Origin of the sequence: Capillimicrobium parvum, assembly GCF_021172045.1 — a bacterium.
Classification (GTDB): domain Bacteria; phylum Actinomycetota; class Thermoleophilia; order Solirubrobacterales; family Solirubrobacteraceae; genus Capillimicrobium; species Capillimicrobium parvum.
Window position 1 is genome coordinate 3,352,958 of the sequence record NZ_CP087164.1, and the last position, 25,659, is coordinate 3,378,616.

Sequence of the window (25,659 nt, forward strand, 5' to 3'; positions counted from 1 at the left end):
CGGCGCGACCGGTCTCAAGTAAAGGCTCCCAGCGCCTGCGCGATGCGTCCCCGCGTCTCCATCGGCTCGATCACCTCGTCGATGTAGCCCTCGCCCGCCGTCACGCCCACGTCGAGGCGCTCGATCTCGTACGCCGCCTCGAGCGCCATGCGGTCCGCGCCCGCGGCCAGCTCGCGCCGGCCGACGACCTCCACGGCCTGCCGCGCGCCCATCACCCCGACCCGCGACGCCGACCATGCCAGCGTCAGATCGGCGCCCAGGTCACGCGAGTTCATGACGATGTGGGCCCCGCCGAAGGCCTGGCGCAGCGTGATGGTCACGCGGGGTACGGTAGCCCGTGCGAAGGCGCGGAGGAACGCGGCCCCGTAGCGGATGACTCCCTCGCGCTCCTGGCCGGTCCCCGGCAGGAACCCCGGGGTGTCGACGAGCACCACCATCGGCAGGCTCATCCGCTCGCACCAGTTCACGAACCACGCGCCCTTCTCGGCCGCCCTCACGTCGAGCGTCCCGCCGAGATGGCGCGGCTGGTTGGCGAGCACGCCGACCGGCATCCCGTCGACGCGGCCGAGGCCGGTCACGAGGTTGCGCGCCCACCGCGGGCAGAACTCGAGCAGCTCGCCGCCGTCGAGGATGCGGCCCGCAACGTCGCGAACGTCGTAGACCTGGCGCGGCGACGGCGGCAGCACGTCGCGCGGATCGCCGCCGATCGGCTCGCGCGGCAGCGCGGTCGGAGGCCGGTCGCCCAGCCGCGCGGGCAGGTACCCGAGCACCTCGCGCACGAGCTGCGCCGCGTCGTGGTCGTCGTCGCTCGTCAGGTGGATGACGCCGTTGGCGGAGTGCACCTTCACGCCGCCGAGGTCGATCGCGGTGACCTTCTCGCGCGTGATCTCCTCGACGACCCGCGGGCCGGTGAGGAACAGCTTGACGTCGTCGCCCGCGGCGATCGTCAGGTCGCCCACGGCGGCCCCGTAGGCGGCGCCGCCGGCGCACGCGCCCGCGACGACCGAGATCACCGGGACCTTGGCGATCGCCTCCGCGCGGAAGATCGCGCCGTAGGCCGACAGACCCGCCGCCCCCTGCTGGACGCGCGCGCCCCCGGACTCGGGGAAGCACACGACCGGCGCTCCGGCGCGATCGGCCAGGGCGAACGTGCGGGTGATCGTCTCGCCCCCGGCGGCGCCGAGGGAGCCGCCCTTGAAGCGGCCGTCCTGCGCCCAGCAGAACACCGCCCGGCCGTTGACGCGGCCGGAGCCGGCGACCACGCCGTCGCCGACCGCGGTGCGCAGCAGGTGCAGGGTGCCGGGGTCGACCAGCGACTCCATCCGGGTGATCGGGGTCTCGTCGACGAGTAGCTCGGCGGCGCTCACGGGTTCATGCTCCAGTCAGGACGAGGGTCGCGTTCTGGCCGCCGAACCCGAAGGAGTTCGACAGCACGGCCTGCAGACCGGGCGCCTCGCGCGGCCCGTCGGGCACGTAGTCGAGGTCGCATTCGGGATCCGGCTCGGTGAGGTTGAGGGTCGGGGGCAGCACGCCGCGCTCGATCGCGCCGAGCGAGGCGACGGCCTCCACCGCTCCGGCCGCCCCGAGCAGGTGGCCGATCGCCGACTTCGTCGAGCTGATCGGCGGGACGGAGCCGTTCGTGCCGAAGACGCCCTTGATGGCGAGCGTCTCGATCTTGTCGTTGAAGGGGGTCGAGGTGCCGTGCGCGTTGATGTAGCCGACGTCGCCCGGCTGGGCACCCGCGTCCTCGAGCGCCTTCGTCATCGAGCGGATCGCGCCGCGGCCGTCCTCGTCGGGCTGCGTGATGTGGAACGCGTCGTTCGAGGCGCCGTAGCCGGCGACCTTGCCGTAGATCCTCGCGCCGCGCGCCTTCGCGTGCGTCTCGCTCTCGAGCACGACCACCCCGGCGCCCTCGCCCATCACGAACCCGTCGCGCTGGGCGTCGAACGGGCGCGAGATCCCTACGCGCGACGTCGCGCCCATGCGCTTGAACGCGGCCAGGCAGACGTTCGTCAGCGCCGCCTCGGTGCCGCCGGCGACGACGAGGTCGACGTCGCCGCGCTCGATCATCCGCTTGGCCTCGCCGATCGCGTGGGTGCCCGTCGCGCATGCGGAGGCGATGGACCAGCCGGGGCCCTGGATGCCGAAGCGCATGGCGATCAGGCCGGCCGCGGCGTTCGGCATCATCATCGGCACGAACATCGGCGACACCGCGCGCTCGCCGTCCTGCAGCCACGCGAGCGTGTTGCGCTCGAGCGTCTCCAGACCGCCGACGCCGGTGCCGACGACGACCGCCGCCCGCTCCGGGTCGAAGCCGTCGGGGCTCGCCTCGTCCCACGCCTGCTGGGCCGCGGCCAGCGCGAAGTGCGACACGCGGTCGGCGCGGCGGGCCTCCTTCGGCGTCATGACGACCTCGGGGTCGAACTCCGTGCAGGCGCCGACCCCGTCGGCGATCCCGCTCCGGCGGTCGATCAGCGCGTCGAAGAACCCGTCGGCGGTCTCTCCGAGCGACGTGACGACGCCGCGTCCGGTGATGACGACCTGGCTCACGACGTGATCCCCCTCAAGGCCGAAGCCGTGGTGTGTGAGGGCCCGCGGAGTCTCACGCGCTCTGGGCCTCCGCGAGGCGGATCGTCAGGGTCACGGCGTCGCCGACGCCCTTGATCGGCTTGAGCTCGTCGTCGGCGATCTGGATGCCGTACTCGTCCTCCAGGGCCTTGACGAGCTCCACGAGGTCGAGCGAGTCGACGTCCAGCTCCGACCACTGGGTCTCCATCGTCGCGTCCTCGGCGCCGGGCACCTTGATCGCGGCCAGCTCCTCACGCACGCGGTTGAGGACCTGCTCTTCGTTCGGAACGGTGGTCTCGGGCACGTTGTGTCCTTTCAGGCGCTCATCGCGCCGTCGACGGTCAGGGTCGCTCCGTTGACGTAGCCGGCTTCCTCGGAGGCGAGGAACGAGACGGCGCTCGCCACCTCCTCCGGGGTGCCGACGCGGCCCGCGGGGATCGCGGACAGCAGGCCCTCGTCAACGTCCTTGGTCATGTCGGTCGCGATGAACCCGGGGGTCACCGCGTTGCAGGTGATGCCCTTGCGGGCCATCTCACGGGCGATCGTCTTCGTGAAGCCGACGAGGCCCGCCTTCGAGGCAGCGTAGTTCGCCTGGCCCGGGTTGCCGATCCGCGTCCCGACGACCGAGCTCACGTTGACGATGCGGCCGAAGCGGCGGCGCATCATCGGCGACAGGACGCGGCGGGTGCAGTGGAAGGCGCCGGTCAGGTTCGTCTGGAGGACCGCGTCCCAGTCGTCGTCGGACATGCGCAGGGCGAGGCCGTCGCGGGTGATGCCGGCGTTGTTGACGAGCACGAGGATCGGGCCGTGCTCCTCCTCGATGCGGGTGAACGCCGCGTCGACGCTGCCGGCGTCGCGCACGTCGCACTCGCTGCTCGAGAGCCCGACGACGTTGAGGCCGTCGCCGCGCAGGCGCTCGACGATGGCGGCGCCGATGCCCCGCCGCCCGCCGGTGACGACCGCGCAGGGACGGGTGGCGGTCGATTCACGCGCAGACATGCACGCGCTCCTTCCAGCGCACGACGCCCGCGCTCCAGACGAAGCCGGCGCCGAACGCCGACATGAGGACGTTCGCACCGGGCCGCAGGCGGCCGTCGCCCTCCGCGCGCTGCAGCGCCAGCGGGATCGTCGCCGACGACGTGTTCGCGCAGCGGTCGATGTCGAAGACGACGCGCTCGCGCCCCAGTCCGAGCTCGGCCGCGGTGGTCTCGATGATGCGGGCGTTGGCCTGGTGGGCGACGAACAGGTCGACGTCGTCGATCGTCAGGCCGGCGGCGGCGAGCGCCTCGCCGGTGGCGTCGACCATCCGGGCGATCGCGTGCCGGTAGACGGTCGGGCCGGCCATGCGCAGCATGCGCTCGTCGGTCTCGGCGTAGAGCGCCTCGCCCTGTGAGGGGTCGCTGCCGCTGACGAACCGCGCGACGCCGAGCTCGAGCTCGCCGCCGGCGACCACCACGGCGCCGGCGCCGTCGCCGAACAGCACGGCCGTGCCGCGGTCGTCGTGGTCGGTGATGCGCGACAGGGCCTCGGCGCCGCAGACGAGCACGACGCCCGCGCGGCCGCTCTCGACGAACGCGGCCGCCTCGTCGAGCGCGACGAGGAAGCCGGCGCAGGCGGCATTGAGGTCGACCGCCGCGGTGGCCGGCCCGCAGCCCAGCAGCTCGGCGACCATCGGCGCGAGGCCGGGCGTGAGGCGGTCGGGAGTGATGGTGGAGACGATGATCCGGTCGACCTCGGACGGGTCGCGCCCGGCGTCGGCCAGCGCGGCGACGCAGGCCTCGGCGGCCAGCGGCGCGAGGCTCTCCTCCGGAGCGAGCCAGTACCGCGTGTGAATCCCGGTGCGCTTGACGATCCAGTTGTGGTCCGTGTCGAGGCGCTCGGCGAGGTCGTCGTTGGTGACGACGCGGCCGGGCAGCGCGGCGCCGAGGCCGAAGATGCCGGCGCGGGTCTGCGGGCGGTGGACGGCAGGGCGGGCGCGTCGGGTGTACGGGACGAGGTCGGGGACGGTCGTGGCGGTCATCAGGCCGTGACCTCGCTCGCTCGCAGGATGCGCTTGATCAGGCCGCTGAGCACGCGTCCCGGCCCCAGCTCGACGAACTCCTCGACGCCCAGGCCGCGCAGGGCGACAACGGTCTCGCGCCAGCGCACCGGACTGAGCAGGTTCTCGACGAGCTCGGCGCGGATGTCGCCGAACGCCGCCGCGGTGCCGTTGGAGATGACGGGGAACCGGGGGGCGCGCACCTCGACGGCTTCGAGGGCGCGCGCGAGCTCCTGCGCGGCGGGCGCCATCAGCGGCGAGTGAAACGCGCCGGACACGTCGAGGCGCCGGGTGCGCAGTCCGGATGCGTCGACGGCCTCGATGCCCGCGACCGGGCCCGAGAGCACGAGCTGCCCGGGCGCGTTGTCGTTGGCGATCGTGAGGCCGTGCTCGTGGGCGGTGGCCCGTACCGCGGCATCGTCCTCGCCGAGCACGGCGACCATCGAGCCGGCACGCTCCTCGCCGGCGCGGGCCATCGCATCGCCACGGAGGGCGACGAGCCGCAGCGCGGCGTCGAAGTCGAGCGCCCCGGACGCGACGAGCGCCGCGTACTCGCCGAGCGAGTGGCCGGCGGCGGCCACGGGCGCGGCAATGCCGCTGCGCTCCCACCCCACGACGGAGCACAGGAAGAGGGCGGGCTGCTGGAAGCGGGTTCCCTCGTCGAGCCGGGCGAACGGATCGAAGCCGAGCACCTCGAGCCCGTGCACGAACAGCGGGTCGTCCCGCAGTCCTTCGTCCATGCCGTCTTCGTGGGAGCCCTGTCCGGGAAAGATGATCGCGACACTGGGCACGTTGGGCCATCCAACACCGCCCAACCGTGAGGGGGACACGCATTCGACGCTCTGGCGTCGAATGTCGAGCGGTGGTCGGCGCCCTTCGACGCCGGCGTTATGTCTCCTGCCGCGAAACGCCAAGATCCTCGCGCAGCGCGGCCAGTTCCGCGCGTAGGTCCCGGATCTCGCCGTGCAGCACGGCCAGGCTCGGCTGGCCGCCCTCCTGCGCGCCGTCGTCGCCGGTGCTGCCGGCGACGAAGCGCTGCGATGCGGCGCCGACCAGCAGCGCGGCGGTGCCGATCCCGGTGACCATGACGATCACCGCCACCGCCCGGCCCGCTTCGGTGTGCGGGACGATGTCGCCGTAGCCGACGGTCGTCACCGTGACGATCGCCCACCAGATGCCGCTCTCGATCGACAGGTGCTGGGCGCTGCGCTCGACCGCGGTGAAGATGATCCCGCCGCCGACGACGACGATCGCCAGGACCGCACCCGCGTACACGAGGCCCTGGGTCGAGAACAGCCGCTTGGCGTGGTGGGCGGCGCCGAGCAGGGCACCCAGGCGCAGCAACCGGAACATCTGCAGGCCGGCGGGCGCGAACGGCGTGGTGAAGACCACGATGATCGGCAGCACCGGGTTGGCCTTCAGGGCCTTCCAGGGGGACGGCGCGCGGACCAGGACCACGATCAGGACGATCAGGAAGACCGACCACACCGTCCAGTTGAGGACCCTCGCGAAGACGTCGAGCCAGTGCGGCAGTCCGATGACGACGTCGAGCAGGACGCTGGGGACGGTCAGCAGGGCGGCGACGAGCGAGAGGGTGCGCAGCCACGGGGGGACCAGCGCTTCGAAGTCCACCTCGTTCACGCCCTGCACCGTATGCAACGAAGGGGACGGGACGACGGCGACCCCGGCCGCGTCAGGCCGGGGTCGCCGCGGGGTCTGCCGGTCCCGCGCCGGCACCCCACCCGCGGAGAGCGCTCCCGTCGCTCTCAGCGCTTGATGGTCACCGTGGCACTGCTCGAGCCGACGTTGCCGGCCGCGTCGGCGGCGACGCTCAGGGCGGTCGCGCGCAGCTTCCCGGCCTTGTTGACCGTGCGCCTGTCCACCCGGCCGAGGCGGAAGGTCAGCGACTTCGACGCGCCGCCCTTCAGCGCGAACGCCTTGCTGCCGAGCGAGCTGGTCCGGGCGCCGTGCCTGGCCCGCAGGGTCACCTGGCCGGCGCACGTGCTCTCGCTCTTCGGGCAGGCGACGCGCAGCTTGACCTGGCCGCCGCGCGACATGTGCACCGAGCGCTTGACGATGCGCATCCTCGGGGCCTTCGCGTCGATCGCCAGGACCGCGGGCGCGGGGTCGACCGTCACGGCGTGGGTCACGACGTCCTGGACGCCGTGGTCGTCGGTGACGCGCAGGCGCACCTGCACGGTGCCGGGCGTGGCGTAGACCTTGCCGGCCCGCGGGGAGGCGAGCGTGTCGGTCTCGAACGTGCCGTCGCCGTCGAGGTCCCAGGCGTAGTCGGCGATCGCGCCGTCGTCGCCCGAGCCGGAGCCGTCGAACTGGACGGGCGCGCCCGCGACCGGCGCGGCGGGTGCGAACGCGAACGCGGCGGTCGGCGCGCGGTGCACGACGACGCCGGCGCTCGCGGTCGAGCTCGCGCCGTAGATGTCGGTGACCTTGACCTTCAGCGTGCGGGTGCCGAGGGTGGTGAAGGACGCCGAGGCGGTCGGCGTGGTGCCGTTGGCCGTCTCGAACGTGCCGTCGCCGTCGAGGTCGAACTCGTACTTGGCGATGCCGTTGTCGTCCGTGGAGCCCGCGGCGCTGAGCGCGACCGACTGGCCGAGCAGCGCCGTGCCGGGCGTCGCCGCCAGCCTGGCCACCGGCGGGCGGTGGACCAGCAGCTGGTGGGAGGCGATGCGCTTGGCGCCGCCCGTGTCGGTGACGCGCAGCTTGATCGTCGTCGTGCCCGCCGTGCCGTAGCGCCGGCTCGTCGTCGGGGCCGCGCCGTGCGTCTCGTACGTGCCGTTGCCGTCGAGGTCCCAGGCGTAGTCGGCGATGCCGTCGTCGTCGGTCGAGGCCGAGGCGTCGAAGCTGACGAGCGGCCCGAGCTGGAGCGCCTTGACCGGCCCGATCCCGCCGACCGGGTCGAGCACCCGCAGGCTGTTGAGCAGCGCCGGGTTCGGCGAGATGCTGAAGCGCGGGACCGGCGGCTGGTTGGGCGGCGGCGGCGGGGTCCCGCCCCCACCGCCGACGGGGATCGCCGTAGCCGGTGAAGCGGCGGCCAGCAGCGCGCCGCCGGCGAGCAGGACGCCGAGCGGAGCGCGGCGGGAGAAGCGGTGGGTGCGGATGGACATGGGTGCCTCCGAGGGGGTCGTTTGGTCCTCGGGAGCGACCGTACGAGCGGTCGCCGCACGCGTCCGTCGAGCGCGTGACGGCGGTTCTGTCAGGTCCGCGACACAGCGCGCGGGGCGGGTCTACGTGAAGAACGTCACGACGCCGGCCACGATGAACGCGCCCGCCCACAGCCAGTCGAGGTTCAGCCACGTCTTGCGCAGCAGCGCGGTGCCGAAGCGGTCGTAGACGACGAGCGAGATCGCGCCCATCACGGCGAGCATCGCGGCGACGTGGACCGATACGGCGAGAACGGTCGTGATGACCGACAGCCCGCCGACGTCGACGTGGCCGAGGGTCTGCCCGCCGTCCGCCGTCGCGTCCGCCGCGCCGACCCCGATGAGGATCGGCGCGACCATCAGCCCGGCGCCGTGCGCGCTCGACATCAGGAACGACCACCACGTCAGCTCGCCGCGGTTGACACGCATCCGCGTCCAGCGCGGGTGGGCGCGCGGCCGCGCGAACCGGAACAGCCCGAACCCGACGAGGACGCCGCCGGCGACCATGTGCAGGATCGACTGGTCCGTGACCACGCCGAGGCCGAGCACGAGCGCCGCCACGACCGCGATCGAGGCCTCATGGCCGATCGCGATCGGCACCAGCGCCCGCTTGACCGAGCGCCGGTCGCCGTCCTGCATGCCGAGGCCGACCGCGAACAGCCAGCCCATCGCCGGGTTCAGGCCGTGGTAGGCCCCGAGCAGCGCGACGAGGATCCAGGGCCAGGCGCCGTGCATCTCGACCCCAGCCTACGCCGGACGCGCTCAGTCCGGGAAGCAGTAGCTGTCGCTCGAGGCGTCGCCGCCCTCCAGGCGCACCTGGTGCGGGCGCTCCCCGTGGAACTCGAGGAAGAAGTCCGGATCGAGCCGGAAGTCGCCCTCGGCGTCGAGCTTGACCATCCACCCGTCGATGCCCTCGGGGTAGAACTGCTCGTCCCAGGCCGCGTACAGCGAGTTCGTGAGGTAGATGCGCTTGCCGTCGCGCGAGACCTCGACCATCTGCGGGCCGCCCTTCAGCGCCCCCGCGGCCGGGTGCGCGGTGCGCTCGACGATGCCGCCCAGCCGCACGGAGCCCGTCTCGCGCGGGTTGTCGGGATCGGTCACGTCGTAGCGCTTGATCTCCCCCGTCCCCCAGCAGGAGACGAACAGCGCCGAGTCGTCGACCGAGAGCGCGATGTCGGTGACGAGCGGCGGCACCGCGCCGAACGGCTGCAGCAGCGGCGGCAGCTGATCGGCCTCCGCCGGCTCGGCCGGGATCGAGATGACCTTCTTCGCGCTGACCGTGCCGTCGTCCGCGCGGCGCCACAGGAACACCGACGCCGACAGGTCGGCGGTCGACGTGACCACGCCGACGAAGCCGTACGCGTTGCGCGGGTTGTGGGCGGGGCGCAGCTCGAGCACCATCTGGTGCTCGGCGCCGAGGTCGACGGCCTGGACGTGCTTGCGCTTCTTCCAGTCCCAGACGTGGAGCTGGTGGCCGTACTTGTTGCCGAGCAGCAGCTCGCCGATCAGGCCGTCCTCGACCATGTTCGGCGTCCCCCACTCGCTGGTGACGATCGTGTCGTAGGCGATGTGCCACCAGAAGTCGTAGGCCAGCTCCTGCGGCCCGCGGTCCTGCTCCCAGGCGCTCTTGACGGAGAAGTTCTCGTGGTCGAGCAGGAAGATCCCGCCGGGACCGTCGCCGTCGGGCGCGCCGAGTGCGCTGACGTAGATCCCGTCGGGGCCGCAGTGGATCGTGTGCGGACGGCTGTAGCCGGCCTTGCGGGCGATCTCGTCGGCCTCGACGACCTTCTCGAGCTTCGGCTGGCGCGGGTCGCCCTTGACGTCGACGACGTGCAGGCGCGACGACCGCAGGCCGGGGATCAGCAGGTAGCGCCGCTCGACGTGCGGGTGCGCGGCCCACGGGCACAGCGCGGACGAGCAGGCGTTCCACCCGAAGTGGTGCAGCTCATCGCCGATCTCGGGCATGTCCAGCCGTCCCACGACGGTGCCGTAGCTCGACGAGGACGGATCGAGGTCGACGACGCACAGCGCGTCGGGCGCCTTGTCGCCGTTCGTGCCCGTGTTCAGCGTGACGACGTAGCCGAGGGTCTCCGGCGGCGCGGCAGCCGCCTCGCCCGGGCTGGCGTGGAAGGTGGGATCCGGCTTGAGGAGGGCCATGTGTCAAAACCTACTCAGCCGATGCGGTTTTGACCACGTTCGCCGCCGTACCGGCGATCGTCAGCGCCGCGAGCGCGGCGGTGACCGCCGCGATGACGTGCAGCCCCGCGCCGTCGACCGCGTCGGCGAACGCCACCCCCATGATCACGGTGGCGAGGATCGCGCCGAGGTAGCGGCACGTCTGGAACAGGCCGCCCGCGGCGCCCATCTGTCCCTCGGGCGCCCCCTGGTACAGGCCGGTCTGCAGCCCGAGGTTCGCGAATCCCAGGCCCGCGCCGAGCACCGCCCCCGCCGCCGCCACGACCGCCAACGGCGTGCCGGGCCCGTACGTCAGCATCGGGGCCGAGCCGACCACCACGAGCGCCGCACCGACGATCACCGCGGGTTCCGCCCCGACCGCGCGGATGAAGCGGGCGGCGACCGGCGTCGCGATCATGCCGAGCGCCGCGACCGGTGCGACGACCAGCCCGACCGCGCTCGACTCCAGGCCGCGCGCCTCCTCGAGCCACACGGGCAGCCCGAGCACCACGCCGTAGAACGCGAGCGTCACGGCGACGAAGCGGGCGTAGACGCCGCGCAGCGTGGGCAGGGCGAGCAGCGTGACGGTGCGCCGCCGGTCGTGCGCGCCGGCGTGATGGGTCCCCGGCACCGCCGGCAGCCACACGCGCGCGAGGACGATCCCCGCGAGGGCGAGCGGCACGTTGACGAGGAAGATCGCCTCCCACCCGGCCACCGCGACGGCGATCCCGCCGACCACCGGCCCGAGGGCCGCCATCCCGTTCGCGGCGATCGACAGCGCGCCGAGCGTGCCGGTCGGCGCCGGGCCCTCCCCCGCGACCGCCCGGACCATCGCCAGGCCGGCCGGGAACGCCGCGGCGGTGCCGAACGCGAGCACCATCCGCGCCAGCACGAGCCACGGCAGCGACGGGGCGAGCGGCGCGACGAGGCTCGCCACCACCACGATCGACAGCCCGCCGACGAACACGCGCCGCGGGCCGAAGCGGTCCGCGAGGCGGCCCATCGCCGGCTGGCCGAACGCCCCGACGACGTAGAACGCGATGACGAGCGACCCCGCCGCGGCCAGCGTCACGTCGAAGTGCCGGCTGACGTCGACCAGGGCCAGCGCGATGATCGACGAGTTCAGCGGGTTCAGCGTCGTGCCGAGCATCACGGTCCCGACGATCCGGGCCGGGACGCGCGGCGCGGCGCTCATGTCACGGGCGCGGCGGCGCTCAGCGTTGGGCTGCGAGGTCGACGAACCAGTCGAGTGCGGCGGGGTTGGCGAGGCTGTCGCGGCTGGCCGCCTTCTCGGCCGCCGTGCCCATGAGGATGCGCTTGACCGGCACCTCGAGGACCTTGCCCGACAGGGTCCGCGGGACCTCGGAGATCTCGTAGACGACGTTGGGCACGTGGCGGGGCGAGCAATCCTGGCGGATGCGGCGCGCGATCTCCTGCTTGAGGTCGTCGGTCAGGGTGGCGCCGTCGCGCAGCACGACGAACAGCGGCATCCAGCCGTCGATGTCGACGACGAGCGCGTCGGTGACCGCGTCGACCGCGAGCACCGCGCGGTAGATCTCGCTGGTGCCCATCCGCACGCCGCCGCGGTTGATGGTCGAGTCGCTGCGGCCGTAGATGATCGCGGTCCCGCGGTCGGTGATCTCGATCCAGTCGCCGTGGCGCCAGACCCCGGGGAACATGTCGAAGTACGCCTCGTGATACCGGGAGCCGTCCGGGTCGTTCCACAGCCCCGTCGGCATCGACGGCAGCGGCTCGGTGATCACCAGCTCGCCGACCTCTCCGATCAGCGGCCGGCCCTCCTCGTCGAAGGACTCGACGCGCGCGCCGAGCGAGCGGGCCTGCAGCTCGCCCTCGTAGACCGGCAGCGTCGGCACCCCGCCCACGAACGCCGTGCACACGTCGCTGCCACCCGACGTCGAGAACAGCCACGTGTCGGCGCCCACGTGCTCGTAGACCCACTCAAAGCCCTCCGGCGCCAGCGGCGACCCCGTCGAGCCGACCGACCGCAGCGCCGACAGATCGCGCCCCGCGCCGGGCTCGATGCCCGCCTTCATGCACGCCGCGATGTAGCTCGCGCTCGTACCGAACGTCGTGATCTGCGCCTCGGCCGCGAGATCCCACAGCGCCGTCATGTCCGGATAGCCCGGGTTGCCGTCGTAGAGCACGATCGACGCCTCGGTCAGAAGACAGCCGACGAGGAAGTTCCACATCATCCAGCCCGTCGTGGTGAACCAGAACACCCGGTCGCCCGCCCGCGCGTCGACGTGCAGGTTCTGGTGCTTGAGCTGCTCCAGCAGGATGCCGCCCTGGCCCTGCACGATCGCCTTCGGCAGCCCGGTCGTGCCCGAGCTGTAGAGCACCCACAGCGGGTGATCGAACGCCACCTGCTCGAAGGAGAGCTTCGCGCCCTCCGGCCCCAGGAACTCCTCCCACGCCACGGCCCCGTCGAGCGTCGCCGACTCGTCGAGGTAGCCGAGCAGCACCGTCGCGCGCAGCGACGGCATCTCGCGCCGCAGCCCGTCGACGATGTCGCGGCGGTCGAAGTCGCGCCCGTTGTAGCGGTAGCCGTCGACCGCCAGCAGCACCTTCGGCTCGATCTGCGCGAAGCGGTCGACCACGCTGCGCGCCCCGAAGTCCGGCGAGCACGACGACCACGTCGCCCCCAGCGACGCGCACGCCAGCACGCCCGCGACCGCCTCGACGCAGTTGGGGACGTAGGCCACCACGCGATCGCCCCGCACCACGCCCTGCGCGCGCAGCCCGGCCGCGATCCGCGCCGTGAGCGCGCGCAGCTCGCCCCACGTCGTCTCGGCCAGCGCACGCCCCTCGCCCGCCGCGCGGATCGCCACCGCCTCGGGATCCTTGCCGCGAAAGACGTGCTCGGCCCAGTTCAGCCGCGCGCCGACGAACCACTCCGCGCCCGGCATCTCGCGCCGGCCGAGCACCCGCTCGTAGGGCACCGACGCCTGTACCTCGAAGAAGTCCCAGATCGACGCCCAGAACCCCTCGACGTCGTCGACCGACCACTGCCACAGCTCGTCGTAGCCGGCGAACGAGCGACCCAGCCGCTCCTCCAGCCAGGCCTGGTAGCGGGTCAGCGTGGCATTCTCGATGCGCTCGGGCGAAGGCTCCCAGAGCACGGGCGGGGCGGTCGTCGGCATGGGCGCGAATATAGGTCAGGCCGCCGGAGCGGGCGCGGCCGGCGCCACCGGCCCGACCGGGTCCTTCACCGTGCGCCGGCGCACCATCTCGACGTCGACGACCGCGACGATGACGAGCAGGAGCGCCGCGATGGCGGTCCGGATGCCCGGGATGACGCCGATCGCCAGCAGCGCGAGCAGCACGGCCAGCACCGCGCCGTGGACCATCTCGGGCCGCGCCAGCAGGGCCGGGCGCAGGAACGTCCGGATCCGCAGCGCGAGGCGCGACGGGCCCGACAGCCAGGCCCCGAGCAGGAGCAGCAGCGCGAGCAGCAGGAGCGTGCGCGCGATCTTGGCCAGCAGGGACGTCCCGATGGCGAACGCCGAGTCCGCCGCAGCCTGCCCGGTGGACGTGTTCGCCAGGTCGCCGATGACCTGGTTGCCCAGCACGCGGCGCAAGAGCAGCACCACGATCGCCGCCACGATGAGCGACAGCGCGGCCGCGGCCGTGATCTCCCGCCGGTGGCCGCGGGCCAGCCAGATCGCGATGCCGAGCAGGACGAGCGCGAGCAGGAACAGCACGATCGCGAGCGTCTTGAGCAGCTTGACGACCGTCCGCATGGCGTCGAGCTGCTGCGCGTCCATGATCTTGATGACCCCGGCGCTCTCCGGCAGCCGCGAGCCGTCGATCGGCAGCCCGAGCTGGTCGCCCACCAGCGCGATGAGCGGGCGCACGTCGAGGACCACCGCGTCGCCGTTCTCGCGGATCGCCCGGCTCTCGTTGTTGACCAGCGCGATGAACTGGTCGTGCGTGATCGACGCGGCCTTGGCCCAGAGCACCTGCAGCCGCGGCGCGTCGAGCAGCTTCTCGACGGCCCGGACGGCGGGCTCGCGCAGCGCGCCCGCGGCCGGCGCGGCGAGCGGCTGCAGCCGCGGCGGGAGCGCGTCGCGCAGCTTCGCGGCCGGGTCGGCGTTGGTGTAGACCTGATCGACGAGGTAGGTCGCGAGCGCCGTGTGGATCGAGTCGTCGGCGATGAGCGCCTGCGTCGTCTGATCCCAGTTGTCCTTCTCGAGGAGCTGGCGCGCCGTCCAGACCGCGAAGATGGCCAGGATCGCCACGATCGCCCCGGCGACGAGCAGTCCGTAGATCGCGGCGCGGCGGCCTCGGGAGAGCTGCATGGCGCCCATCATCTCCGCCGCACCGGCGGCACGGCAATCGTGGGCGCATGCCTGTCGCGCAGGTGCCCGCGCCGTTTACCCTGGCCGCGTGCAACCGGACCGCCTGACCTGGCTCGGGCACGCGACCGTGCTTATCGAGCTGGGCGGCGTGCGTCTGCTGACCGATCCGGTGCTGCGCTCGCGCGTCGCGCACCTGCGCCGCCACGCCCCGCCGGCGCCGGCGACCGGCGAGCTCGACGCCGTGCTCGTCTCCCACGCGCACCGCGACCACCTCGACGTGCCGAGCCTGCGCGGTCTGCGCCCGGCACCGCGCGAGCTCGTCGTGCCGCCCGGCGTCGGGCGCATCGTGCGCGGCAAGACGGGCGCGCACGTGCAGGAGCTGCCCGCGGGCGGCGCGCTCGACGTCGGCGCGGCGCGCGTCCTCGCGGTGCCCGCGGTGCACGACACCCGGCGCAGCCCGGTCTCCGGCGCCTCGGAAGCGGTGGGCTTCGTCGTCGAGGCGGCCGGCCGGCGCGTCTACTTCGCCGGCGACACGTCCGTGTTCGACGGCATGAGCGACCTCGGCCCGCTCGACGTCGCGCTGCTGCCGATCTGGGGCTGGGGCCCGTCGCTCGGGCCCGGCCACATGGATCCGGGCGAGGCGGTCGATGCGCTCGAGCTGCTGCGTCCGGAGGTCGCCGTGCCGATCCACTGGGGCACGCTGCTGCCCATCGGTCTGCGGCGCCGCCACGGGCACGTCCTGCGCGCCCCGCTCGAGGCCTTCGTGCGCGGCGCCGGCGAGCGCTGCCCGGACGTGCGCCTCGCCGTCCTCGACCCCGGCGGCCAGGTCGCGCTGTGATCCGCCGCGCGCTCGTCACGGTCGTCGTCTCGACGCTGGCGCTGCTCGTGCTCAACGCGATCCTGCCCGGCTTCCACGTCGACACGATCGGCGCGGCCGTCGGCGCGGCGGTCGTCTGCGCGGTCCTCAACGCGCTCGTCTGGCCGCTGGTCATCCGCTTCGCCCTGCCGATCACCGTGCTCACACTCGGCGGCGCGGTGCTCCTGCTCAACGGGCTCGTGGTCCTCGCCGCCGCGTGGATCGTCCCGGGCGTCCACGTCGATGACATCTGGACCGCCATCGCGGTGACGTTCGGACTGACGGCTGCGAGCACCCTCGCGGGCTCCGCGGCGGCGATCGACGACGAGGGCCGCGTGCGCCGCCACCTGCGCCGCCACGCGCCGGCCGGCCGCGGCGACGACGGCGTCCCCGGCGTCCTCTTCCTCGAGATCGACGGCCTCGCCCACGAGGTCCTCGTCCGCGCCCTGCGCGACGGCAACGCGCCCACGCTCTCGCGCTGGCTGCGCGACGGCAGCCACCGGCTGGTGCGGTGGGAGACCGACTGGTCGTCGCAGACCGGCGCCTGCCAGGCCGGGCTGCTGCACGGCGACAACGACGACATGCCCGCCTTCCGCTGGTGGGAGAAGGAGCACGGGCGCGCGATCGTCACGAACCACCCGCGCGACGCGGCCGAGATCGAGCGGCGGATCTCCGACGGCCGCGGCCTCCTGCACGCCGACGGCGCGAGCCGGGCGAACATCCTCTCCGGCGACGCCCCGCACTCGCTCCTGACGATGAGCACCGTGATGCAGCTGCGCCGGCCGGGCAGCCGGCTCGGCGAGGACTACGCCGCGTACTTCTCGAGCCCGTACAACCTCGCGCACACGGTGCTCGCCTCGATCGCGCACGTCGCGCGCGAGCTGCGCGCGGCCGCGGAGCAGCGCCACCTCGACGTGCAGCCGCGCATCCGCCGCACGCTGGGCTACGCCCCGGTCCGCGCGTGGGCGACGGCGGTCCAGCGCGACCTGCAGGTGGCGGCGGTCGTCGCCGACGCCCATGCCGGCCGGCCCGTCGTGTACACGACGTTCCTCGCCTACGACGAGGTCGCCCACCACTCCGGGATCGAGCGCAGCGACACGCTCGCGGTGCTGCGCGACGTCGACCGCCAGATCGGGCGGATCGCCGCGGCCGCCGCCGCGGCGTCGCGCCCGTACGAGATCGTCGTCCTGTCCGACCACGGCCAGACCCAGGGCGCGACGTTCCGCGACCGCTACGGGCAGACGCTCGAAGGGCTGGTCCGGGCGACGTGCCGGACGGAGAGCGTCGCCGCGGAGGGATCCGGCGAGGACGAGGCGCTGGGGCGCATGGGCGCCGCGCTGACCGAGGCCGCCTCGGGCACGGGCCTGGCCGCGCGGACGGTGCGCGGGGTGACCCGGCGCCGGCAGGTCGACGGCGAGGTGCGGCTCGGTGCCCGAGCGCCCGCGGACGGCGACAGCGCCGGCGAGGTGCGGCTCGGTGCCCGAGCGCCCGCGGACGGCGACAGCGCCGGCGAGGTGCGGCTCGGTGCCCGAGCGCCCGCGGACGGCGACGGCGACGGCGACCGGGACGAGGACGGGGGCCGTCCCGCGCTGCCCGCCGCGCCCGAGCCGCCGCCCGAGATCGTCGTCATGGCGTCCGGCTGCCTCGGGCTCATCACCTTCCCGCGCATCCCCGGCCGCGCGACGCGCCAGCAGATCGACGAGCGCTACCCCGACCTGCTGCCGACCCTGCGCGCGCACCCCGGCATCGGCTTCGTCCACGTGCGCTGCGCCGAGCACGGCGCGCTCGTCCTCGGGCCGCGCGGCAGGTGCCGGCTGCACTCCGGCGAGGTCGAGGGCGAGGACCCGCTCGCGCCGTTCGGCCCCAACGCCGCCGCCCACGTCCTGCGCACGGACGGCTTCGCACACTGCCCGGACATCCTCGTCAACAGCACCTACTGGCCGGAGACCGGCGAGGTCGCCGCCTTCGAGGAGCTCGTTGGCTCGCACGGCGGGATGGGCGGCCCGCAGGCCTATCCGTTCATCCTGGCGCCCGCCGGGTGGGCGCTGCCCGGCGAGGAGGTCGTCGGCGCCGAGCACATGCACCGATGGATGCGGCGCTGGCTAGCGGACCTCGGCCACGCGGCGTTCCGCGACGACGCCCACGATGCCTAGCCTGAGGACATGCGCCTGGCCAGCGTCCTCGTCGGCGACATCGTCCTCGTCAACCGCAAGGGCCGCGTGTTCCACGCGCTCGTGACCGGCATCGAGCTGCGCGGCCTCGGCATCGAGCCGATCGACAAGCGCGTGACCTATCGGCAGTGCAGCGCCCACGACGTCGTCGGCCACTGGGCGCGGCGCGGGCGCCCGCAGGCCGGCGACGAGGAGCTGCGGCCCACCGAGGCGCAGCTGTCCCTCGGCGTATGAAGCTCGCCGAGCCGGCGTACAACGTCGAGCTGCGCGAGCGCCCGGAGCGCGGGCGCATCGTCGTGCTGTCGTTCCCGTACCGGTCGGACATCGTCGACGCCGTGCGGGCGATCCCCGGCCGCCGCTTCGACTGGGACGTGCGCGAGTGGTGGGCGCCCGCGGACGACTGGGCGGGCGCGCACGTCGCCGAGATCGTCAAGCGCTTCCCGCATCTGCGCGTCGCCGCGGACGCCGCCGTGTGGCTCGACGGCCTCGGCGAGCGCTGGATCGGCCGCGTCACCACCGGCCGGCACGAGGGCCGCGGATGGTTCATCTGCGAGACGCGCGCGGGGACGCTGCCCGACTCGCTCGCCGCCCGTGCCGTCGTCCAGGGCGCCCACCACCGGCTCCCGCTCGAGCCCGATGTGGCCGAGGCGCTCGGCGAGCTGCCATCCGCCCGGATGGACCCGCGCGCCGCGGACTGCGCGAGCCGGCTGCAGGTGGGTCTGCCGCCGCCGCCGGCGATGATCGCGCTCGCCACGGGCGTCACGGGCGACCGCCTGCGCCTCGACGTGCTCTGGGACCAGTCGGCGGCGATCGCGTTCGCCGAGCTGCCCGGGGTCGAGGGAGCGAGCCGGACGCTGCCGGTGGACCCGTGGGTCGTGCCCGCGATCGACCGCTTCGTGCGCGATCACGGCGTCGAGGTCGGGGGGCGCGCGCGTCCGGTCCTCGAGGCGCTGCGCCGCGAGCACGATGCCGCCATGGCCGCGGTCGACCGTTCGCGCGCGACCGACGGCCCGCCGTTGGATCCGTCGGTGCGCCTCGGGGGCACGCTCGAGCCGTTCCAGCGCGCCGGGGTCCAGTACGTGCTCGACGCGCGCCGTACGTTCCTCGCCGACGAGCAGGGCCTCGGCAAGACGGTGCAGGCGCTCGCCGCCCTCGAGGCCGACGAGGCGTTCCCGGCGGTCGTCGTCTGCCCGGCCTCGCTCAAGCTCAACTGGGAGCGCGAGGCGCAGCGCTGGCTGCCGCACCGGACGCGCACCGTCGTCTCCGGCCGCGGCGGCGTCGCCGCGAGCGCGGACATCACGATCCTCAACTACGAGATCGTCGAGGCGCACACCGACCGGCTGCGCCTGCGCCGCCCGCGGGCGCTCGTCGTCGACGAGTCGCACCTCGTCAAGAACCCCCGGGCGAAGCGCACGCGGGCGGTCCGCCGCCTCGCCGACGCCGTCGCGCCCGACGGGCTCAAGCTCGCGCTGACGGGCACGCCGGTGATGAACCACCCCGACGAGCTCATCGCCCAACTGCGGGTCATCGACCGCCTGTCGGACTTCGGCAGCGGTGCGCGCTTCAGCCAGCGCTTCCGCGGCGGGCACGGCGCCGAGGAGCGCCTGCACTGGCATCTGCGCCGCCACTGCTTCGCCCGGCGCCTGAAGAGCGAGGTCCTGCCGCAACTGCCGGCCAAGCGCCGCACGGTCGTGCCGGTCGCATTGACCAACGAGGACGAGTACCGCCTGGCCGAGCGCGACGTCATCGCCTGGCTGCAGTCGCTGCCGCTCGACCTCCAGGAGCTCGATGCCAAGGTGGCGGCGGCGCGGCGCGCCGAGCGGCTCGCCCAGCTCAACGCGCTCAAGCGCATCGCCGCGCGCGGCAAGCTCGCCGCCGCCCTGAGCTGGATCGGCGACTTCCTCGCCTCGGAGGAGCCGCTCGTCGTCTTCGCCCACCACACCGACGTGCAGGAGGCGGTCCTCGCGCGCTTCCCGGAGGCCGGGCACCTGCTCGGGCGCGACTCGGGCCCCGCGCGCGACGCCACCGTGCGGGCCTTCCAGCAGCCGGCGGGCCCGCAGCTGCTCGTGTGCTCGACGCCCGTCGCCTCTCAGGGCATCACGCTGACGCGCGCGACGAACGTCTGCTTCCTCGAGCTCGAGTGGACGCCGGCGGTCCACGACCAGGCCGAGGACCGCGTGCACCGGATCGGCCAGCGCGACGCGGTGACGGCCTGGTACCTGCTCGCCGCGGACACGATCGACGAGACGATGGCCCGCCTGATCGAACGCAAGCGCGACCTGGTCGCGGCGGTGACCGACGGGCGCGAGCGCGACGCCGAGCCGCTCGTCGCGGCGGTGGCGCGCGAGCTGCGCCACGCGCCGATCCGGCATCTCAAGGCGGTGTAGGCTCGCGCGCGCCGGCCTGCGATCAGCACCTGCCGGCGTGGCGTGCGACGGCGGCACCCCCGTCCCGTAGCATCCGGCTCCTGCGGGCCGTCCCCCGGTTCCCGCTCCCTCCTTCATGCCGCTGCCCTCAACAACGGCTGTCCCGCCGACGCGTCGACTCGACGAGCAGGCCAGCGTGCTCCTGGTCGAGGACGACGAGGGCGACGCGTTCCTCGTGCGCGAGCTGCTCGCCGACGCCGCGCCCGAGCTCGACGTCGTGACCGTGCGCTCGCTCGCCACCGCCGAGGAGGCGGTCGGCGCCGCCGACTGCGTCCTGCTGGACCTCGGCCTGCCGGACACGACCGGGCTCGACGGGCTCGTGCGCCTGCGCCGGCGCGCGCCCGAGACCGCGGTGCTCGTGCTCACCGGGCACGGCGACGCCCAGCGCGGCATGGACGCCGTCGGCGCCGGGGCGCAGGACTACCTCATCAAGGGCCGCGTCGACGGGGAGACCCTTGCCCGCGCCATCCGCTACGCGATCGTGAGGCGCCGCGCGGAGCGCTCCGAGCGAGCGCTGCTCGAGGCCGAGCTGCACTCCCGGGAGAACGCGCGCCTCGAGCGCGGCCTGCTGCCCACCGCGCTCCTGCGCGACCCGCGCACCACGTTGACCGCCGGCTACCGCCCCGGCCGCCGCCGCGCGGTGCTCGGGGGCGACTTCTACGACGCCATCGAGGTCGACGACGGGACGCTGCACGTGATGATCGGCGACGTGTGCGGCCACGGCGCCGACGAGGCCGCGCTCGGCGTCTGCCTGCGCATCGCCTGGCGCGCGCTCACGCTCGCCGGCCGGCCGGCCGCCGAGGTCTTCGAGACGATGGAGCGCGTCCTCGTGGCCGAGCGCCACCGCACGGACATCTTCACGACGCTCACCGCCGTCGCGGTCGCGCCCGATCGCCGCAGCGCCGACGTGTGGCTCGCCGGGCATCCCGCGCCGGTCATCCTGCACCCGGGCCGCGCGGCGGAGCTGGCGATCGGCCGCGTCCACCTCCCCCTCGGCCTCGAGGCCGGACGCCGCCTGGAGACGACAACCGTCGACCTGCCCGCCGAGTGGACCCTGCTGCTCTACACCGACGGGCTCATCGAGGGACGCACCGGCGACGGCGAGCGGACGCGGCTCGGCATCGAAGGCCTGACGGCCGTCCTGGACCGTCTGCTCGAGCAGCGCCCCGGGTGGGCGGCCGAGCCGGCCGCGTTCCTCGACGAGCTCATCGGCCGGGTCGAGCAGCTCAACGGCGGCCCGCACGCCGACGACGTCGCGGCGCTGATCGTCTCGTCACGCGACCACTGACCGGTGGCCGGCGGCGGCGCGCACCCCCCGCTCGTGTCACGCCTGCGGGTCGGCCAGTGGTTCGCCCTGGCCACCGTCGTGTTCGGCGTCGCGGCCCTCGTGGCCGCCGCGATCGGCATCCTCGGCCTCGTCCGCCTGTCCGACGCGCGCAACGAGGTCGTCGACCGCCTCGACCCGTCGACCGTCGCGGCGCTGAGCCTCTCCAACGCATTGCTCAACCAGGAGTCCGGCGTGCGCGGATACGCGCTGACCGGCCGGGACGCGTTCCTCGATCCCTACCGCAACGGCCGGCGCGCCGAGACGTCCGCGATCGCGTCGTTGCGGTCGCTGGCGCCCGGGGACGACACCCGCGGGCTGACCGGCGACATCGAGCGCGTGCGCCGCGCCGGCGCGGCCTGGCGCCACGACTACGCAAAGCCGACGATCCTGGCGGTGCGTGCGTTCGGCCGCCGGCCCGCGGCGGTGGCCGACGAGCGCGGCAAGGCCCGGTTCGACGAGGTGCGCGCCGCCGTGCGGACGCTGCAGCAGGATCTGAGCGCGGCGCGCGACGACGCCCGCTCGCGCCTGCGCAGGGCCGCGGGCCTGCTGAACGTCACGCTCGCGGTCATGCTCGGCCTGCTCGCCGCCGCCGGCGTGCTCGGGCTCATCGCGCTGCGGTGGGTCGTCTCGCGTCCGCTGGCCCGACTCGGCGCCGAGACGCGCGGCGTCGCGCGCGGGGACTTCACGCACGCCGTCACCGCGCGCGGGCCGCGGGACATCGTCGCCCTCGGCAGCGACGTCGAGACGATGCGCCGGCAGATCGTGGAGGAGCTCGAGGCGGTCCGGGAGGCGAACGCGCGGCTCGACCGTCAGGCGCTCGAGCTGCAGCGCTCCAACGCGGAGCTCGAGCAGTTCGCCTACGTCGCCTCGCACGACCTGCAGGAGCCGCTGCGCAAGGTGGCGAGCTTCACGCAGCTGCTCCAGCGCCGCTACCAGGGCCGGCTCGACGAGCGCGCCGACCAGTACATCGAGTTCGCGGTCGACGGCGCCGTGCGCATGCAGCGGCTCATCAACGACCTGCTGACGTTCTCGCGCGTCGGCCGGCTGGGCGGGGCCCAGGAGCTCGTGGACGCGCGTGAGCTCGTCGAGGCCGCATGCGGGAACCTCGACGGCGTCATCGAGGAGAGCGGGGCCGAGATCGACGTCGGCGAGCTGCCGGCGGTCCGCGGCGAGAGCGGCCTGCTGACCGCGGTCTTCCAGAACCTGATCGGCAACGCGCTGAAGTTCCGCGGACCCGACACGCCGCGCGTGCAGATCCAGGCCGTGAGCGAGGACGACTGCTGGCGCTTCACGGTCGCCGACAACGGCATCGGCATCGAGCCCGAGTACGCCGACCGCATCTTCGTCATCTTCCAGCGGCTGCACACGAAGGAGGCCTACGCGGGCACCGGCATCGGCCTCGCGTTGTGCCGCAAGATCGTCGAGTACCACGGCGGGCGGATCTGGCTCGACACCGACGTCGCCGCCGGCACCACCTTCCACTTCACCCTGCCCGTCCCCGAGGAGCGCCGATGAACCCGAACCCGAAGCCCATCCACGTCCTGCTCGTCGACGACGACCCCGGCGACACCCTGATGATCAAGGAGGCCTTCGAGGAGAACAAGGTCCGCAACGAGCTGTCGTGCGTGTCCGACGGCGTCGACGCGCTGCGCTTCATGCGCCGTGAGGGCGAGTTCGCGGACGCCCCGCGGCCGGACCTGATCCTCCTCGACCTCAACCTGCCGCGCAAGGACGGGCGCGAGGTGCTCGCCGAGGTCAAGGCCGACGAGACGCTGAGCCGCATCCCGGTGGTCGTGCTGACGACGTCGGAGGCCGAGGAGGACATCCTGCGCAGCTACGAGTTGCACGCCAACGCCTACGTGACCAAGCCGGTGGACTTCGACCGCTTCATCTCCGTCGTGCGCCAGATCGACGAGTTCTTCGTCGAGGTCGTCAAGCTGCCGCCGGCCTGAGCGGGCGGCCGCGCGACGGCCTCAGCCCGCGAGCACCACCCCGCCCGGCACTCGTCCGGGGCCGGTGAGCTCGACGTTCCCCTCGACCGTCACGCCCGGCCCGAAGTGGACGTCGCCGTCGACGCGCAGGCTGCGGCAGCGGCGCAGCGAGGGCGGTCCGCCGGCGAAGCGGCCGTCGAAGTCCGCCAGCCGCCTGTAGAACGCCGGGTCGAGCTCCACGAACGGCGGGTCGCCGTCGAACGCCGGCGCCAGGTGGCCGTCGCCCTCGAGCGTGTAGGCGTCCGACCGCACGACGAGGAGATCGTCGGTCGTCTTGACCGGGGCGAAGCGCGACCGCGGGACGTGCAGCGCCCGCGCACCGTCGATCGCCCCGATGGCGGCGCCCATCGCGGTCTCGAGCTGCAGCACCGCGGGCGAGCCGTCGTCGCGCGGGTCGACGGTCTTGTGGTTGACGATGAGCGGCAGGGGCGGCCCGGCCGGATCCTCGCGGACCAGCGCCTCGAGCGCACGCAGGTCGATCCACAGGTTGTTCGTGTTGTAGAAGCGCCACCGCCGGACGTCGCCGAACGAGTCGTCGCCCTCCGGCACCTGCGCCGTCTCGCGCAGCACGAGGCGGCCGTCGAGCCGTGCGATGTGGCCGCCCTTGCGATCGGCGGGCGTCCCGTGCACGACCTCCATGACGAACGGCGCGCCGTCGTCCTGCGCCCAGGCGAGGACGCGCGGGTCGAGCTCGGCGCCCAGGTTGTCGGCGTTGGAGGCGAACAGCCAGTCGATCCCCCGTTCCCGCAGCCGGGCGAGCGTGCCGGAGCCGGCGAGCGCGGCGTACAGGTCGCCGTGGCCGGGCGGGCACCACTCCAGGGCGGGCTCGGCCGGCCAGTGCACCGGCTCGAGCGTCTCGGCGTCGAGCTTGGGCTCGCGCGACTGCAGGAACTGCTCGGCGCCGAGGCCGCGGTGGGGCCGGAGAGCGCGCGCCGACTGCGCCTCGGTGGCGAAGGACGACATCAGCACGAGCGGCAGCCCGGGGGCGTCGTGGCGGCGGCGAAGACCCAGCACCTGTGCGGCGATGACGTCGAGGAACGTCCGGTGCCCCTTGACGGGGACCAGCGACTTCGCGTGGTGCAGGCCCATGCTCGTGCCGAGTCCGCCGTTGAGCTTGAGCACCGCCACGCGGCGCAGGGCCGGGTCCCCGTCGTCGACGCCATCGAGGTCGTCGAGGCGCGGGATGCCGGCGACCGGCTCGAGGCGGTCGCCGGGCAGCAGGCCGTCGTCGCCTTCGAGGAGCTGGCGGGCGCGGCGCTCGAACGCCGCGATGGCCGGGCCCGAGGCCCCGTCCGCGCGCATCCGCTCGACCGCCGCGGCGATCCCGGCGTGGCCGTGCTGTGCGGTCATGCGCCCCACCGTATGCCCAGGGAAGCGGGCACTGCACCGATCGCTGGACGGCACCGTCAGCCCAGCGCGGGCCGCGTCCCGACGATCCGCGCGCGCTGCAGGTGGTAGCCCTCCACCCCGTTCGCCGACAGCCGGACGTGCAGGATGCCGGTGCGCGAGCTCGCGGGCGATCCGGCCGCCCAGACGAAGTTGCCGAGGCTGTAGGCGATCAGGCGCTTGGCCCCAGCCCGCCGGATCGGCTGCAGGACGTGCGGATGCGCGCCGATGACCGCGCTCGCGCCCGCCGAGACGGCATCCGCCGCGAAACCGCGCTGCCGGGCGGTCTCGCGCGGGTCGCGCTCGACGCCCCAGTGGAAGGTGACGATGACGACGTCGGCGTGCCGGCGCGCTTCGCGGACGCCGTCGCGGATCGCCTGCGGCGATGCGAAGGCGGTGCCGGGGCGGTCCGGCGTCGCGGCGAACGAGGTGGGCCCGATGTCCGAGAAGCCCACGAACGCGACCTTCAGGCCCAGCCGCTCGATGACCTGCGGCGCGCGGGCGCCGGTGAGGTCGGTCCCGGCGCCGACCGCGAGCGCGCCGGTGGAGCGCACGTTGCGGATCGTGTCGAGGAGGGCGCCGGTCCCGTAGTCGCCGACGTGGTTGTTGGCGAGGTTCAGCACGTCGAGCCCCGCGTACGGCACGACCTCGCGCAGGGCGCCGGGGCTGCCCCGGAACGTGAACTCCTTGACCTCGGGCGTCCCGCGGGTGGAGATCGAGCACTCGAGGTTGCCGAACGCGATGTCGGCGGCCTTCAGCGTCGCGGCGACGCCGCCCCACGGCCAGCGGTTGCCGCGCTGGAGCATCACGGCCTGCACGCCGTCGCCGAAGTTCGCGTCGCCGAACGCCGCGAGCGTCACGTCGCGGGTGCGGACGGTGCGCGCCGCGGACGGCAGCGCACCGGGCGCCGCGAGGCGGATGCGCAGCCGCGGGCGCGAGCGGCTCGGCCGGTACGCGAACATGACCCGCCCGGCGGCGTCGGCGGTGCGCCGGCGCACGGGGCTCCAGCCGTTCTCCGTACGCACCTGCAGGCTGACCCGCGCGCCGGGAGGCGCTCCGGCGCCGCGGACCCCGATCGGCAGGCCCGTCGCGAGCAGGCGCGGCGCGCGCACGATGAGCGGCGCGGGCGGCGGGACGGGCGTGGGCGGCGGCGGGACGTCCTGGGCGAGCGGCACGCGGGGATCCTGCCGCATCGGGGCGACCCGGACCGGCCGGCGCCGTGCAGCCGCCGCGCACCCGAG

Annotated in this window: 22 protein-coding genes; 7 read left to right on the plus strand and 15 right to left on the minus strand. The window is 74.1% G+C overall.

Going from position 1 to position 25,659, the window contains the following annotated elements; all coding sequences use genetic code 11:
* Positions 1-14 precede the first annotated feature (14 nt).
* From DSM104329_RS16420 to DSM104329_RS16480, 13 genes are all read right to left on the minus strand, one after another.
* Entirely contained in the window at positions 15-1,367 is a 1,353-nt protein-coding gene (locus DSM104329_RS16420; protein ID WP_259310927.1) for an acyl-CoA carboxylase subunit beta, read from the minus strand.
* 4 nt (positions 1,368-1,371) lie between these two features.
* Positions 1,372-2,550, minus strand: coding sequence for a beta-ketoacyl-[acyl-carrier-protein] synthase family protein (locus tag DSM104329_RS16425; protein ID WP_259310928.1), 1,179 nt, complete (start codon positions 2,548-2,550; stop codon positions 1,372-1,374).
* A gap of 52 nt (positions 2,551-2,602) precedes the next feature.
* On the minus strand, positions 2,603-2,872 hold the full coding sequence (locus tag DSM104329_RS16430) for an acyl carrier protein (protein WP_259310929.1): 270 nt from the start codon (positions 2,870-2,872) through the stop codon (positions 2,603-2,605).
* An 11-nt stretch (positions 2,873-2,883) separates the two neighbouring features.
* The gene (locus tag DSM104329_RS16435; protein WP_259310930.1) at positions 2,884-3,567 is read right to left on the minus strand and encodes a beta-ketoacyl-ACP reductase; all 684 of its coding nucleotides are present in this window, start codon (positions 3,565-3,567) and stop codon (positions 2,884-2,886) included.
* Entirely contained in the window at positions 3,554-4,588 is a 1,035-nt protein-coding gene (locus tag DSM104329_RS16440) for a beta-ketoacyl-ACP synthase 3 (RefSeq protein WP_259310931.1), read from the minus strand. Before DSM104329_RS16440 ends, DSM104329_RS16435 begins: the two co-directional genes overlap by 14 nt.
* The gene (locus DSM104329_RS16445) at positions 4,588-5,346 is read right to left on the minus strand and encodes an ACP S-malonyltransferase (RefSeq protein ID WP_259310932.1); all 759 of its coding nucleotides are present in this window, start codon (positions 5,344-5,346) and stop codon (positions 4,588-4,590) included. The genes DSM104329_RS16440 and DSM104329_RS16445 overlap by 1 nt, the downstream gene beginning before the upstream one ends.
* A 148-nt stretch (positions 5,347-5,494) precedes the next feature.
* Entirely contained in the window at positions 5,495-6,247 is a 753-nt protein-coding gene (locus DSM104329_RS16450) for a potassium channel family protein (protein WP_259310933.1), read from the minus strand.
* A 125-nt stretch (positions 6,248-6,372) separates the two neighbouring features.
* Positions 6,373-7,731, minus strand: a complete 1,359-nt coding sequence (locus DSM104329_RS16455; RefSeq protein ID WP_259310934.1) for a PKD domain-containing protein — start codon at positions 7,729-7,731, stop codon at positions 6,373-6,375.
* 120 nt (positions 7,732-7,851) lie between these two features.
* Positions 7,852-8,502: a hypothetical protein gene (locus tag DSM104329_RS16460; RefSeq protein WP_259310935.1), complete on the minus strand. Its 651-nt coding sequence runs from the start codon at positions 8,500-8,502 to the stop codon at positions 7,852-7,854.
* A gap of 27 nt (positions 8,503-8,529) precedes the next feature.
* The gene (locus tag DSM104329_RS16465) at positions 8,530-9,924 is read right to left on the minus strand and encodes a selenium-binding family protein (RefSeq protein ID WP_259310936.1); all 1,395 of its coding nucleotides are present in this window, start codon (positions 9,922-9,924) and stop codon (positions 8,530-8,532) included.
* Positions 9,925-9,934: 10 nt separating this feature from the next.
* The gene (locus tag DSM104329_RS16470; protein WP_259310937.1) at positions 9,935-11,137 is read right to left on the minus strand and encodes an MFS transporter; all 1,203 of its coding nucleotides are present in this window, start codon (positions 11,135-11,137) and stop codon (positions 9,935-9,937) included.
* Between the two features lie 19 nt (positions 11,138-11,156).
* On the minus strand, positions 11,157-13,103 hold the full coding sequence (locus DSM104329_RS16475) for an acetoacetate--CoA ligase (RefSeq protein WP_259310938.1): 1,947 nt from the start codon (positions 13,101-13,103) through the stop codon (positions 11,157-11,159).
* Between the two features lie 15 nt (positions 13,104-13,118).
* Positions 13,119-14,261 (minus strand): hypothetical protein, encoded by a 1,143-nt coding sequence (locus DSM104329_RS16480; protein WP_259310939.1) that lies wholly within the window; start codon positions 14,259-14,261, stop codon positions 13,119-13,121.
* Between the two features lie 88 nt (positions 14,262-14,349).
* On the opposite strand from DSM104329_RS16480, the gene DSM104329_RS16485 reads away from it, so the two are divergent.
* From DSM104329_RS16485 to DSM104329_RS16515, 7 genes are all read left to right on the plus strand, one after another.
* On the plus strand, positions 14,350-15,099 hold the full coding sequence (locus tag DSM104329_RS16485) for an MBL fold metallo-hydrolase (RefSeq protein WP_259310940.1): 750 nt from the start codon (positions 14,350-14,352) through the stop codon (positions 15,097-15,099).
* Positions 15,096-17,270, plus strand: a complete 2,175-nt coding sequence (locus tag DSM104329_RS16490; protein WP_259310941.1) for a phage holin family protein — start codon at positions 15,096-15,098, stop codon at positions 17,268-17,270. The genes DSM104329_RS16485 and DSM104329_RS16490 overlap by 4 nt, the downstream gene beginning before the upstream one ends.
* A gap of 9 nt (positions 17,271-17,279) precedes the next feature.
* Positions 17,280-17,522, plus strand: coding sequence for a hypothetical protein (locus tag DSM104329_RS16495; protein ID WP_259310942.1), 243 nt, complete (start codon positions 17,280-17,282; stop codon positions 17,520-17,522).
* Entirely contained in the window at positions 17,519-19,675 is a 2,157-nt protein-coding gene (locus DSM104329_RS16500) for a DEAD/DEAH box helicase (protein WP_259310943.1), read from the plus strand. Before DSM104329_RS16495 ends, DSM104329_RS16500 begins: the two co-directional genes overlap by 4 nt.
* A gap of 175 nt (positions 19,676-19,850) precedes the next feature.
* On the plus strand, positions 19,851-21,002 hold the full coding sequence (locus DSM104329_RS16505; protein ID WP_259310944.1) for a PP2C family protein-serine/threonine phosphatase: 1,152 nt from the start codon (positions 19,851-19,853) through the stop codon (positions 21,000-21,002).
* Between the two features lie 33 nt (positions 21,003-21,035).
* Positions 21,036-22,556 (plus strand): sensor histidine kinase, encoded by a 1,521-nt coding sequence (locus DSM104329_RS16510; protein ID WP_259310945.1) that lies wholly within the window; start codon positions 21,036-21,038, stop codon positions 22,554-22,556.
* Positions 22,553-22,993, plus strand: coding sequence for a response regulator (locus DSM104329_RS16515; protein WP_259310946.1), 441 nt, complete (start codon positions 22,553-22,555; stop codon positions 22,991-22,993). The genes DSM104329_RS16510 and DSM104329_RS16515 overlap by 4 nt, the downstream gene beginning before the upstream one ends.
* Before the next feature lie 21 nt (positions 22,994-23,014).
* Here the strand turns inward: DSM104329_RS16515 and DSM104329_RS16520 are convergent, their stop codons facing one another.
* Together DSM104329_RS16520 and DSM104329_RS16525 are read right to left on the minus strand one after the other, a co-directional pair.
* Complete coding sequence (locus DSM104329_RS16520) at positions 23,015-24,382, minus strand: UTP--glucose-1-phosphate uridylyltransferase (protein ID WP_259310947.1); 1,368 nt, start codon at positions 24,380-24,382, stop codon at positions 23,015-23,017.
* Between the two features lie 56 nt (positions 24,383-24,438).
* Entirely contained in the window at positions 24,439-25,593 is a 1,155-nt protein-coding gene (locus DSM104329_RS16525; protein WP_259310948.1) for a CapA family protein, read from the minus strand.
* Between the last annotated feature and the right edge of the window lie 66 nt (positions 25,594-25,659).

Bases quoted from the DNA above. Each gene is read 5' to 3' on its own strand.
- DSM104329_RS16435 (WP_259310930.1), bottom strand. From the start codon at position 3,567: ATGTCTGCGCGTGAATCGACCGCCACCCGTCCCTGCGCGGTCGTCACC.
- DSM104329_RS16440 (WP_259310931.1), bottom strand. From the start codon at position 4,588: ATGACCGCCACGACCGTCCCCGACCTCGTCCCGTACACCCGACGCGCC.
- DSM104329_RS16445 (WP_259310932.1), bottom strand. From the start codon at position 5,346: ATGGACGAAGGACTGCGGGACGACCCGCTGTTCGTGCACGGGCTCGAG.
- DSM104329_RS16455 (WP_259310934.1), bottom strand. From the start codon at position 7,731: ATGTCCATCCGCACCCACCGCTTCTCCCGCCGCGCTCCGCTCGGCGTC.
- DSM104329_RS16460 (WP_259310935.1), bottom strand. From the start codon at position 8,502: ATGCACGGCGCCTGGCCCTGGATCCTCGTCGCGCTGCTCGGGGCCTAC.
- DSM104329_RS16465 (WP_259310936.1), bottom strand. From the start codon at position 9,924: ATGGCCCTCCTCAAGCCGGATCCCACCTTCCACGCCAGCCCGGGCGAG.
- DSM104329_RS16470 (WP_259310937.1), bottom strand. From the start codon at position 11,137: ATGAGCGCCGCGCCGCGCGTCCCGGCCCGGATCGTCGGGACCGTGATG.
- DSM104329_RS16475 (WP_259310938.1), bottom strand. From the start codon at position 13,103: ATGCCGACGACCGCCCCGCCCGTGCTCTGGGAGCCTTCGCCCGAGCGC.
- DSM104329_RS16480 (WP_259310939.1), bottom strand. From the start codon at position 14,261: ATGCAGCTCTCCCGAGGCCGCCGCGCCGCGATCTACGGACTGCTCGTC.
- DSM104329_RS16495 (WP_259310942.1), top strand. From the start codon at position 17,280: ATGCGCCTGGCCAGCGTCCTCGTCGGCGACATCGTCCTCGTCAACCGC.
- DSM104329_RS16500 (WP_259310943.1), top strand. From the start codon at position 17,519: ATGAAGCTCGCCGAGCCGGCGTACAACGTCGAGCTGCGCGAGCGCCCG.
- DSM104329_RS16515 (WP_259310946.1), top strand. From the start codon at position 22,553: ATGAACCCGAACCCGAAGCCCATCCACGTCCTGCTCGTCGACGACGAC.
- DSM104329_RS16520 (WP_259310947.1), bottom strand. From the start codon at position 24,382: ATGACCGCACAGCACGGCCACGCCGGGATCGCCGCGGCGGTCGAGCGG.